At 34.7% G+C, this 10,910-nt stretch carries 15 protein-coding genes; 14 read left to right on the plus strand and 1 reads right to left on the minus strand.

Annotated elements, in window-relative coordinates; genetic code table 11:
- The first annotated feature begins 155 nt into the window (after positions 1–155).
- The 13 genes from QQZ16_RS21880 (at position 156) to QQZ16_RS21935 (ending at position 8,187) form a co-directional block, all read left to right on the plus strand.
- Positions 156–593 carry an SMI1/KNR4 family protein gene (locus QQZ16_RS21880; RefSeq protein WP_031538011.1) on the plus strand — a complete coding sequence of 146 codons (438 nt, stop codon included), beginning with the start codon at positions 156–158 and terminating at the stop codon, positions 591–593.
- A gap of 249 nt (positions 594–842) precedes the next feature.
- Positions 843–2,696: a heavy metal translocating P-type ATPase gene (locus QQZ16_RS21885; RefSeq protein WP_031538010.1), complete on the plus strand. Its 1,854-nt coding sequence runs from the start codon at positions 843–845 to the stop codon at positions 2,694–2,696.
- Between the two features lie 193 nt (positions 2,697–2,889).
- A complete protein-coding gene (locus tag QQZ16_RS21890; RefSeq protein ID WP_235252689.1) occupies positions 2,890–3,123 on the plus strand; it encodes a heavy-metal-associated domain-containing protein in 234 nt (77 codons plus the stop codon).
- Between the two features lie 47 nt (positions 3,124–3,170).
- Positions 3,171–3,470 (plus strand): hypothetical protein, encoded by a 300-nt coding sequence (locus QQZ16_RS21895; protein ID WP_031538007.1) that lies wholly within the window; start codon positions 3,171–3,173, stop codon positions 3,468–3,470.
- Between the two features lie 66 nt (positions 3,471–3,536).
- On the plus strand, positions 3,537–3,770 hold the full coding sequence (locus QQZ16_RS21900; protein WP_235252688.1) for a heavy-metal-associated domain-containing protein: 234 nt from the start codon (positions 3,537–3,539) through the stop codon (positions 3,768–3,770).
- A 64-nt stretch (positions 3,771–3,834) separates the two neighbouring features.
- Positions 3,835–4,542 carry a Crp/Fnr family transcriptional regulator gene (locus QQZ16_RS21905; RefSeq protein ID WP_235252687.1) on the plus strand — a complete coding sequence of 236 codons (708 nt, stop codon included), beginning with the start codon at positions 3,835–3,837 and terminating at the stop codon, positions 4,540–4,542.
- Positions 4,543–5,067: 525 nt separating this feature from the next.
- Entirely contained in the window at positions 5,068–5,223 is a 156-nt protein-coding gene (locus QQZ16_RS21910; RefSeq protein WP_155986754.1) for a GNAT family N-acetyltransferase, read from the plus strand.
- A 2-nt stretch (positions 5,224–5,225) separates the two neighbouring features.
- Positions 5,226–5,351 (plus strand): hypothetical protein, encoded by a 126-nt coding sequence (locus QQZ16_RS21915; protein WP_268817965.1) that lies wholly within the window; start codon positions 5,226–5,228, stop codon positions 5,349–5,351.
- Positions 5,348–5,575 carry a GNAT family N-acetyltransferase gene (locus tag QQZ16_RS21920; protein WP_048717872.1) on the plus strand — a complete coding sequence of 76 codons (228 nt, stop codon included), beginning with the start codon at positions 5,348–5,350 and terminating at the stop codon, positions 5,573–5,575. Before QQZ16_RS21915 ends, QQZ16_RS21920 begins: the two co-directional genes overlap by 4 nt.
- Positions 5,576–5,704: 129 nt before the next feature.
- Positions 5,705–6,241 (plus strand): hypothetical protein, encoded by a 537-nt coding sequence (locus tag QQZ16_RS21925; protein WP_197030888.1) that lies wholly within the window; start codon positions 5,705–5,707, stop codon positions 6,239–6,241.
- Positions 6,175–6,558: a hypothetical protein gene (locus tag QQZ16_RS23355; protein ID WP_197030887.1), complete on the plus strand. Its 384-nt coding sequence runs from the start codon at positions 6,175–6,177 to the stop codon at positions 6,556–6,558. The genes QQZ16_RS21925 and QQZ16_RS23355 overlap by 67 nt, the downstream gene beginning before the upstream one ends.
- A 669-nt stretch (positions 6,559–7,227) precedes the next feature.
- Positions 7,228–7,713, plus strand: coding sequence for a nucleotidyltransferase family protein (locus tag QQZ16_RS21930; RefSeq protein WP_446715481.1), 486 nt, complete (start codon positions 7,228–7,230; stop codon positions 7,711–7,713).
- 87 nt (positions 7,714–7,800) lie between these two features.
- Positions 7,801–8,187 (plus strand): hypothetical protein, encoded by a 387-nt coding sequence (locus QQZ16_RS21935; protein WP_031538001.1) that lies wholly within the window; start codon positions 7,801–7,803, stop codon positions 8,185–8,187.
- A 523-nt stretch (positions 8,188–8,710) separates the two neighbouring features.
- Here QQZ16_RS21935 and pdxR read toward each other — a convergent pair.
- Complete coding sequence (pdxR, locus tag QQZ16_RS21940; protein ID WP_031538000.1) at positions 8,711–10,108, minus strand: MocR-like pyridoxine biosynthesis transcription factor PdxR; 1,398 nt, start codon at positions 10,106–10,108, stop codon at positions 8,711–8,713.
- 149 nt (positions 10,109–10,257) lie between these two features.
- Here pdxR and QQZ16_RS21945 point away from each other — a divergent pair, with 149 nt between their 5' ends.
- Positions 10,258–10,782, plus strand: coding sequence for an ECF transporter S component (locus QQZ16_RS21945; RefSeq protein WP_031537999.1), 525 nt, complete (start codon positions 10,258–10,260; stop codon positions 10,780–10,782).
- The last annotated feature ends 128 nt before the right edge of the window (positions 10,783–10,910 follow it).

The raw sequence follows: 10,910 nt of genomic DNA on the forward strand, positions 1-10,910 counted from the left end.
AGGTCTAATTGTAAATAAATTTCCAAATGGACAGGAGCCGCCTTTAGAAAGGTAATTACTTTTTTGGCTCTAAGTAGAGTAAACAATTAAACTGAAAATTATGACACTATTTACGCAACACTAGTGATACTCATCCAAAATTAGGGGGAAATGAAATGTGGAAAGAATTTGTCAACTCCATTTCTAAGGACTATCACTTTAAAGACCCTGTAACAAAGATTGAGCTTGCTCAGATTCAAAAAGAATTAAATGTTGAATTACCAGAAGAATTAACGGCCATTTTTAATGAAACAAATGGTGTGTTTGACAACAGGAATTGTCCTTTGGTTTGGTCAGCTTCCCAAATTATGAAGGACAATCTATTTTATAGAAATTTTGAAGATTATAGAGATATTTATATGCCATTTGATAATCTTCTTTTTTTTTCAGACGCAGGCAATGGCGATTTATTTTGTTATGCAATATTAAAAAATGGAACCATTGAAAAAACCGATATTTACGTTTGGAATCACGAGGATGATAGTCGTACTTGGGTTGCAGCGTCATTAAAGCATTTTATTGAAGGCTGGATTACTAGTGAGATTGGTGTTTAGTCGGTTTGAAAACAGAGTTTGTTAAGAATTACACTTAAAGTAACGGAGCAGTTTAGTTGAAGAAGAAAAATTAAATATTAAGATAAAGATGCTCAGAATATTTTCTGAGCGTTTTAGTTTGCTGTTCTTTTATAATTTTTCACTTTTACAATAGAACTTGATCCGAATCAATTTTTATTTCATAGAAACATCCTATACTAGAGTCATCAACAAGGAATACAAATGAAAATGAAATTGGAGGGAATCAACATGCAAAGATATATATTAAGTAAAAAGAATTCCATTACACTGATCAGTGCAATTTTGATTGCACTTGCATTCTTCGGACGATTTTCCTTAGACAACATGGCCATTTTCAATTGGTCGCTCATCATTGCATCTATTCTTGGTGTAGCACCAATTGCGATTCTAGCCTATCAGGCATTAAAAGTAAAAGTTGTCAGTATTGATGTTTTAGTTACCATTGCAGTAATTGGGGCAGTATTGATTCAAAATTATGAGGAATCAGCCATCGTTACTTTCTTATTCTTATTTGGTTCTTACTTGGAGCAACGTACCTTGAACAAAACACGTTCTGCCATTAAAGAATTAACAGAGCTGGCACCAGAAAGTGCTTTAAAGCAAATGGAAAATGGAGAATTTGAAGAAGTTGATGTCGATGATGTAGGTGAAGGTGACATTTTATTAGTCAAAACGGGTGCAAAAGTCCCCGTAGATGGAACCGTGTTAACAGGTGAAGGTCACATCAATGAAGCAAGTATTACCGGAGAGTCAGTTCCAGTAAGCAAAAAGGTTGATTCTGAAGTATTTGCGGGAACAATCTTAGAAAATGGAACGATTCAAATTCAATCTGACCGTGTAGGGGAAGATACAACATTTGGTAGAATTATCGAATTAGTTGAAGAAGCACAGGATTCCAAATCAGAAGCAGAGCGGTTTATTGATCGATTCTCTAAATATTATACACCTGCTGTTTTAGTCCTTGGTTTTATTGTTTGGCTATTCTCAAAAGATATTGAACTAGCTATCACGATTCTTGTTTTAGGATGTCCAGGTGCATTAGTTATCGGGGTTCCTGTATCCAACGTTGCCGGTATCGGAAACGGTGCACGTAATGGTGTCCTCCTAAAAGGTAGTGAAGTTATCAATGACTTTAGCAGAGTAGATACTATCGTTTTTGATAAAACAGGAACATTGACAGTAGGAAACCCTGAAGTTGCCGAAAAAGAATTTTACGGAAACAATACTGAAGAAGTTCTAGGTTACTTAGCAAGTGTGGAGCGTGAATCGGACCACCCACTAGCAAAAGCTGTCCTACAGGATATTGGCGAGACAACTTTATCTACTGTTGAAGAAACCGAAGTCGTTAAAGGTGGCGGAATTGTAGCAAAAATAGGTGTTCATCGTATAGCCGTTGGTAACGTAGCTTTAATGGAAAAAGATAATGTGAAATTAAGTGAAAAAGCTAAAAAAGATGTCGAACGCTTTGAGAAAAATGGGAATTCTCTTGTGTTAACTGCGGTCGACGGAGAATTAAAAGTTCTGATGGGTATTCGGGATCAAATCCGCCCAGGTGTTAAAAAAAATCTTCAAAACCTAAAAAAACTTGGAGTCAAAAACCTAGTCGTTCTTTCAGGGGACAACCAAGGAACCGTAGATTTAGTTGCTCGAGAACTTGGATTAACAGAAGCACACGGTCATATGCTTCCAGAAGGAAAATCAGCATATATTGAAAAAATGCAAGCAAAAGGCCAAATCATTGCCTTTGTCGGTGACGGAGTGAATGATAGTCCTTCATTAGCCTTAGCGGATATCGGAATCGCCATGGGAAGTGGAACAGATGTTGCAATTGAAACATCGGATGTCGTTTTAATGAATTCTGACTTTAGTCGTTTACCACACGCATTAGGCTTGACAAAATCAACTTCAAGAAACATGAAACAGAACATTACCATAGCAGTTGGTGTGGTAGTAGTCTTACTTGCCAGCCTACTATTTAGTGAATGGATGAATATGTCAATCGGGATGTTGGTTCACGAAGCAAGTATCTTAGTAGTCATCTTGAATGGTATGAGATTGCTTCGATACCGGTTGAGAGAATAATTTTAATAGAAAGCGGTCTTGATGAATGATAAAGGGGAAGTATTCAGGTAGGAAGAACAAAATACTCCCCTACTTTTTTCTTAAAACTTGATTTGCGTCAATTTCATTTCGTTGAACCTGAGCTATACTTAAATTGTAAAGAAGAAGAGGGAAAACAAAAAAATCAAAGATAAGATGAAAGGAGAAATAATTCATGCAAAAAGCAGTTATTCAATTAGAAACATTATCTTGTCCATCTTGTATGCAAAAGATTGAAAATGCGGTGAAAGGATTAAACGGGGTTAATCAAGATAGCATAAAAGTATTATTCAATGCCAGTAAAGTAAAAGTAGATTTTGATTCAGAAACGATCACCATTAACGATATCAAAAAGGCAATTGAAGACTTAGGATACCCCGTCGTTAAATCAAAAGTAAAATCTGCCTAAGACAAACACACATAACAAAAATTATTTATAGAAAGAGGGAAATAATAATGTCTGAACAAACATTTAACGAAATAATAACAAACCATTTTGAAAAACTGGATTTATACACTACTGCGATTACACGGGCCCATGGTAAGAACCATCCAGAAGCCTTTGAAGTACGTGAACTATTCGATAAAATCAGTAAAAAGATAAAGGACGCAGGTACGAACAAACCTGACTTAGATGCTGAATTTGCTCAATTACGAAAAATCACAGACAACTACACCATTCCTGGAGATGTTTGTGAAACATATGCAGGCACCTACGAAATGTTATCAGAAGTAGATAATGCCTATCAGGCTTAAAATAACTCAAAACCAAAAGAATGAACTTGGTTTACGATCGTTAAAATAAGAAAGGGGAAATGATTTATGCAAAAAGCAACCATTCAAATAGAAACCTTATCTTGCCCATCTTGTATGCAAAAGATTGAAAATGCGGTGAAAGGAATAAACGGTGTTCATCAAGGTAGCTTGAAAGTATTATTCAATGCAAGTAAAGTAAAAGTAGACTTTGATTCAGATGCAGTCGCTATTAACGATATCGAAAAATCAATTGAAGACTTAGGATATCCTGTTGTCAAATCAAAGGTAAAACCTGCTTAATCGAGTAAATAGAATGGAAGCCTAAGATGCCCTCTTGGGCTTTTTATAAAAAGGAGAGGTTATTTTGGAACAAAATCAATGTTGTCATCACCAACATGGACATACAGAATGTATTCGTATCGTTCCCATTTTCAACCATCTGGAAGACTCACAAATGGATTTGATTGCGGAATCTGCCAAGACACTTCATCTACAAAAAGGGGAAATGTTATTCCGTGCAGGTGAGGAAGATGACACCTTATATATTATCAATTCAGGTAAGGCTCGGATTTACCGCTTATCGGATTCCGGAAAAGAACAACTTGTTCGCATTTTAAATCCAGGTGATTTTACAGGTGAAGTGGCCATTTTCCAACCTGGAAGTGTTCATGAAAATTATGCGGAAGCACTACAAAATACATCCATTTGTTTAATTAAACGAGAGGATTTACAGAAGTATTTGGTGGAATATCCGCAGATCCCATTAAAAATACTGTCAGAAGTAACGATACGTTTGAAGAATTCTGAAAAACAAACCACACAAGTAGCAATTGAAAATGTAGAATCCCGCATTATATCCTTTTTAGCTGAAAATGTTGAAAAGGGAAGTGGCAATAGTCCAACGGTTACCTTACCAATGTCCAAAAAGGATTTAGCCTCGTATCTTGGTACCACACCAGAAACAATCAGCCGTAAATTTACTACTCTAGAAGAACTTGGATTGATTAAACAGTTACCGAAAAAGAAAATTAAAATAATGGATTTAGATCAATTGTTACTTCATACTGAATAAATATAAGCAGAGCAGCGTGCCATCATACTAACCTGGTTCGGTTTAATAGTACAAAACATAAAATAACAAACCTTTTAGCAATCCCATTAGCATATAAAATGGATTGCTAATTTTTGTTGGTTTAACAATGTTTATCTACAAAAAGAAAGAGAAATGGCTACTTATTTGGCACTTATTTTACCAAGATGACATAAATTTGTGTCAACTGAATAATTCATTAGCAAAACACGCCCTAATAACTAAGCTAATTCCTCTGATAAATAACTAAGGAATTGGCAACTTATGTTAAAATTATAATTTGGATTGTGAATTAGTATACTTAAAGTAACGGGGGCATTAATCCAAGATGGATGAATGCCCTTTTATCTAATAAGGTACTAATGGGGCAGGTTACTTGAAGAAGGAATCCAAATAATCGGTATCGAATTATATTATAAATTTCATAAGGAGATAACAAACGATGAAGTTCAATACCGTACACATTGATAGATTATTTATATAAGGTACGAAAGGCTGGAATAAATCATGGCAAAAAAAGAAGCACCGAAAATTCAAACAGAACGATTGATTTTACGTCCGAGAGAGGGAAAAGACATTCCCAATATGCTTAAAATGTTTAACAATGATGAAGTAAGAGAATTTCTTGGAAGTAATCCCCCTCGTGATAACACTCAATGTTAGAAATGGTTAGGAACCGTAATGAAACAAAATGGACTGTCGCATTAAAAGATACTGATGAATTCATCGGTGATGTAATGATTCCAGAAATAGCAGAAGGTATCTTGGCGAAATTGGTTATATCTTCATGAGGGAGCATTGGGGATGTGGTTTTGCGTATGAAGCGGTTTCCGCGGTCATTGAGCATTGTAAAAGCACATTAAACCTTAAATGCCTATTTGCTACTATAGATAATAAAAATATGGAGTCAAAAAAGTTAATTGAAAAACTCGGATTTACTTTGGTAGCGGTGTTGCCTGAATCGAATTTACTCGGCAGAGTTACCGATGTAGCTTACTATTTTCGTATAGTATAAGCATCCTTACACTCTCCTGAGAAAAATGAACAAACAGGTGAGTGTTTAAAGGGTGATATTTTTGGTCAAGCGATATGATTTTAGTGAAGAGGATTAGGCGGTCTACTTTAAAACAAAGGAGTTGACTTTTTGAATTTATTAAGCATCAATGATTTGTCTGTAAAAAAAGTAAATCATATATTCAATTTAGCTGCAAAGATAAAAAATCAAGGTAATATCAATGTTTTAAATGGAAGACAATTTGTATTATTCTTCCCGGAATCAAGTTTAAGGACAAGAATTACTTTCGAAAAAGGAATAAAAGCCTTGGGTGGGGAAGCAATGCTTTTTCCTCCAGAAAGTTTAGATAAAAGAGAAGAATTAGAGGATGTTATACAATACGTCTCTAATTGGGCAGATGGGGTGATTGTCAGACATTCTGATTTTTCTAAAATACAGGAATTATCAAGGTATTCAACAGTCCCTATAATAAATGCTATGACTTCGGAAAATCACCCTTGTGAAATTTTATCTGACTTGTATTCAATTAGGGAAGTAAAAGAAAACTATAGAGATTTAGTTTATACCTTTGTTGGACCAAAAAGTAATATTTCAAGGTCTTGGAAGAACATTGCAGAAGTAATGGACCTAATTTTAATCAAATTTGTATCAGGGGTTTTGAGTTAGGGTCAGACAATCGGAATTATAAATTTCATACTAAACTTGAATCTGTTTTATCTTTTAGCGACATTGTTTTAACTGATTCGTTGCCATCTGAATTAAGAACAGAAAAATACATAAACCAGTATCAAATTACTTTAGAAAAGATGAAATTAGCTAATAAACATGCAATGTTAAACCCCTGCCCACCTTTTTTTAGAAATGAAGAAGTAAGTAGTGATGTTATCTCTTCAAATTATTTTGTTGGATACGAATTTAAAAAGAATTTAATATATGTTCAACAAGCAATCATTTTATTTTGCTTAGGTATAACACTTGAATAAAGTGGTGAGCTAGTTACTTGTTCAGCTAACGGGGGCTATTCTTCAACCCTCGTTCCATTCCAGCGCAGGTGAACAGGAACAAATAAAAGGAGAGATAGGTTAACGCAAATTAAAAATATTGGACGTTTTTGTCCGACGGATATTAAAGGATTTATAATAAATGATTCAAGTCTAAACAAAATTAAACCTGAATTTTACAAGGTGATTGAAAAGATAGTAGAAAAATGCAAAACTCACTTAGGAGAAGACCTACATAGTATATATATTAGAGGATCCATTTCTCGTGGATTAGGTATAGATAGTGTTTCAGATTTAGATACATTTGCCATTACGAATAAAGAAATCAATGATATAGACTTAAAATGGATAGACAAGGTTGAACAAGAATTAAACAAAAAATACATCATAGTAAATGGAGTGGAACTTAGTTACTATTACATAAAAGATGTTTTAGAAACAAATAAATTTTCTATAATACCTTTTATGATTAAAACGCATAGTATTTGTGTATATGGAGAAGATTTAAGCGGCCATTTACCTAATTATAAGGCAGATACAACACTTGGTAACGAACATCTAATGAACCTAAAGAATCAAGTTCATCAAGCAAAAGAAGACCTCGATGGAAATGAAAATATTGAAGATATATTGGATTGTTGTGGATGGGTTATGAAAATCATAGTTAGGGCAGGGGTTGTACGCTCTAAAGTTTGGGACACAATGCATGGTTTTGAAATAAGAACTAATATACCAGATGTGGATGTTATATATTTTGACGAAAAAAATATTGACGAGAGGACCGAAAAAAATTTAGAAGCTGAATTGAGAGTAATTCTACCTGATATACCTTGGTCTGTTAAGAATGAAGCAAGAATGCACGTTCTCAATGATATCCCACCTTATATATCTTCAGAAGATGCTATTTCAAAATTTCCAGAGACTGCAACTGCTCTTGGAGTGAAAGTAGACAAGAATAATAAACTAATTCTTACTGCTCCTTGCGGTATAGAAGATGTATTAAATTTAGAGTTAAAGCCCACACCATATTTTAGAGAGACGAAAGAACGAGCTGTTATTTATGAGGAAAGAATCAATAAGAAGAATTGGAAAGCTGTTTGGCATAAAATTCAAGTCCACCATATTGAAATTTATTAAATTATATGGTGATTTTTTATAAAGAAAAGGTGCATTTCTCTTATGTCGCTATCGGGGGAGTTTAACTTTACAAAGGGGTCAGATTAATTGAAAAGATTTTACGTTGCATCAAGTTTTAAAAACATTGAAATAGTTCGCTTAGTGAGTAAGAATTTACAAAATAAAGGATACATCTATACATATGATTGGACGGTAAATGAGAGTGCCTCTACAATTGAGGATTTAAGAGAAATAGGACTAAATGAAAAAAATGCTGTCATAGATGCTGATATTATAATCGTGATATTACCAGCTGGTAAAGGAAGTCATATCGAATTAGGTATTGCTCTTGGACAAGGAAAAAGAATATATCTCTATTCACCAAATGATGAAGTAAATAATCTAGATACTACTAGTACATTTTATCATTTATCGGAAGTCCAAAAATGTATGGGAACTATTGAAGAGTTGGTTGAAATAGTCACAACAAGCTAATTCTTATTAAGTAGTGCTTTCTCAATAAAGAGTTGATAAGGAAGTGTTTATCGAATAGCAATAGCTTTACATTCCTATTTCTGAACCAGTTGCTAATGATTACCAACTGAGGAATATCCGCATCATTGGTCTGTTAACAAGTAGAGTGTCCTGAAAAATAACGGCACTAAAAATGAATACATTATTGGTGTCTAAATTCAATGCTTTACATATCTCAATCCATATATATATCATGATTAAAAGTAACAGAACCCACCACGCCAAGGTGGGTCATTTTATTTATTCAAGGAGAAAATGCTTTGGATTCTGAAAAATATAGGCATAAAATTAAGATATTTACCACCGATAAGGAACAAGTTGAATAGTTTAAAAAAGAAATTTACCTATATGACATTCCTTCTTATAGTGTTGTACATTTTCTTTATTATTCAATAATAGAAGGATTAACACGTACTTCTTACATAATACTGCGCAATAGTATAAAGCCAAACAGAAATTCTAGCTGGAGTTAGTACAAGCTTAACTATTTTGCCATTTCCCAGCATTGCATTAATTGGTGAATGCTTGCCTCGATTTTCTCTAATGGGATGCCTCCAAATCCTAACAGGAATGTTGGATGCTTATATTCGATTGGTTTTAACAGATAATCGCTTAAAGGATAAATGGAGATATGACTTTTTGCTGCGATGGCTTTTAACTCATTTTCACTTTTTTGTAGCGGAAGGGAAATTAAAATATGCATCCCGGCTTGATCTCCAGTGATGATAACTTCAGGATAATGAGTTTTAAAAATATGAGTCAGTTTATCATGTTTCTTCCGATAAATTTTCCGCATACGGTTTAAGTGTTTTGAAAAATAACCGTCTCTCATGAAGCTGGCTACTATATGCTGGTCGAATCTTGGGACAGTTGCTGAATAATAACTGAATGTTTCCTTATATTTTTTCAGCAAGGTTGTTGGTAAAAGAAAATAGGCCAATCGCAATGATGGCATTAATGACTTGGTGAATGTACTTAGATAAATTACCTTATCGTTTTGGTCCATCCCATGTAAGGCGGGAATGGGTTTACCAGTGTAACGAAATTCGCTGTCGTAATCGTCTTCAATGATATAGCGATTTTTACTTTTTGCTGCCCACTGCATTAACTGTGTTCTTCTTGTTGCGGAAAGAACGGCACCTGTGGGAAATTGGTGAGATGGCGTAATGTAGACGACATTCGCATTTGTTTTTTCAAGGTGTTCCACCATCAATCCGTCTTCATCAACTGGAATAGGGATCGCTTTATTTTTTAGTTGAATCCTGGGGCTTGCTGAATAGCCAGGATTTTCAAGGGCTATGTTTGAATCATGATCTAGCAACCTTAAAATCATAGGAAAGAGTTGTTCTGTTCCTGAACCAATCACAATTTGCTCCGGCTTACATACAATCCCACGCGATTGATATAGGTATTTGGCTATTTCCGTCCGTAAAGTGTATTCCCCTTGGGGTTCTCCAATTTGTAGCAATTCCTTCGACGGGGTATCATATAAATTTTTTGCATACTTTCTCCACTGTGAAAAAGGAAAGGAGTCTGTATCGATTTTTCCAGGGTGAAAGTCAAATTGGATTGTTTTTTTCTCCGTTTCCTCCATAGGCAACTCAACATGTTCTGTCTCAATATAAGGTAATTCATTTATATCCTCTACAAAAAAACCAATCCGCGGCTTTGATACAATAAATCCCTCTGCAACGAGCTGAGCATATGCCACTTCAACCGTTGTTTGGCTGATATTTAAAAAATCAGCCAATTTTTTTTTGGAGGGTAATTGTGTTCCAACTTCAATTTGCTGGCTCAAAATAGCGGTTTTGATACCTATATAAAGCTGCTCATACAAGGGTTTTGTTGTGTTTTTATTCAATTCAAACATAAGCATATCCATTCGAGACCCCTCCTCTCTGACCATGTTATTTTTATAAAAATTGACACTTTTTATATTGTCAGTTTTTATTATACTAGTAATCATGGAAGAAGAGGAGATTCTTTTTTTTAAACTGAAAAACTAACACTTGAAAGAAGAGGATGATTTGCATGTTTACGACTGAACAAAACAAAACGAGAATGCTGGTTCTCAATGCTCTATTTATTACTTTAACGTTTCTTGCTACAATGTTTATCAACATTAGGCTGCCATTAATGGGAAATGGGGGACTAATCCATTTGGGTAACGTTCCTTTTTTGATTGCTGCGTTTATTTTTGGCAAGAAGTCAGGTGCAATTGTAGGAGCTTTTGGAATGGCTTTATTTGATATAATGTCAGGATGGACATTATGGGCTCCGTTCACATTTGTTATCGTTGGTACTATGGGGTATATAGCTGGACTTATTGTGGAAAAGATGCCTGGCAAAAAATCTCTTGTATATGTACTGGCAGTTGCTGTTGCCATGATCATCAAAGTTGTCGGCTACTATTTTACAGAAGTAATCCTTTATGGAAACTGGATCCTGCCATTCGGCTCCGTCCCAGGTAATATCATGCAACTAGTCATCGCCGGTATTATCGTTGTGCCACTAACAAAAGGGTTTAAGCAAAGAATCATTAAGAGTGCCAATTAGGGGTGCCTAGTATAGTAAATAGGTCAAATAATTAGAAAAAAGCCACCGTTTTCATTGTAAAATGGAAGTACCTATCACAGAACTTCCAATCTTACTACCCTTACCAAGGAGATGAAAACGATGGCATA

This window comes from Bacillus sp. T2.9-1 (genome assembly GCF_950097965.1).
Lineage (GTDB): Bacteria > Bacillota > Bacilli > Bacillales > Cytobacillaceae > Niallia > Niallia hominis.

Coding starts and splice junctions, on each gene's coding strand:
- QQZ16_RS21880 (WP_031538011.1), top strand. CDS start 156: ATGTGGAAAGAATTTGTCAACTCCATTTCTAAGGACTATCACTTTAAA.
- QQZ16_RS21885 (WP_031538010.1), top strand. CDS start 843: ATGCAAAGATATATATTAAGTAAAAAGAATTCCATTACACTGATCAGT.
- QQZ16_RS21890 (WP_235252689.1), top strand. CDS start 2,890: ATGCAAAAAGCAGTTATTCAATTAGAAACATTATCTTGTCCATCTTGT.
- QQZ16_RS21895 (WP_031538007.1), top strand. CDS start 3,171: ATGTCTGAACAAACATTTAACGAAATAATAACAAACCATTTTGAAAAA.
- QQZ16_RS21900 (WP_235252688.1), top strand. CDS start 3,537: ATGCAAAAAGCAACCATTCAAATAGAAACCTTATCTTGCCCATCTTGT.
- QQZ16_RS21910 (WP_155986754.1), top strand. CDS start 5,068: ATGGCAAAAAAAGAAGCACCGAAAATTCAAACAGAACGATTGATTTTA.
- QQZ16_RS21915 (WP_268817965.1), top strand. CDS start 5,226: ATGGTTAGGAACCGTAATGAAACAAAATGGACTGTCGCATTAAAAGAT.
- QQZ16_RS21920 (WP_048717872.1), top strand. CDS start 5,348: ATGAGGGAGCATTGGGGATGTGGTTTTGCGTATGAAGCGGTTTCCGCG.
- QQZ16_RS21930 (WP_446715481.1), top strand. CDS start 7,228: ATGAAAATCATAGTTAGGGCAGGGGTTGTACGCTCTAAAGTTTGGGAC.
- pdxR (WP_031538000.1), bottom strand. CDS start 10,108: ATGGATATGCTTATGTTTGAATTGAATAAAAACACAACAAAACCCTTG.
- QQZ16_RS21945 (WP_031537999.1), top strand. CDS start 10,258: ATGTTTACGACTGAACAAAACAAAACGAGAATGCTGGTTCTCAATGCT.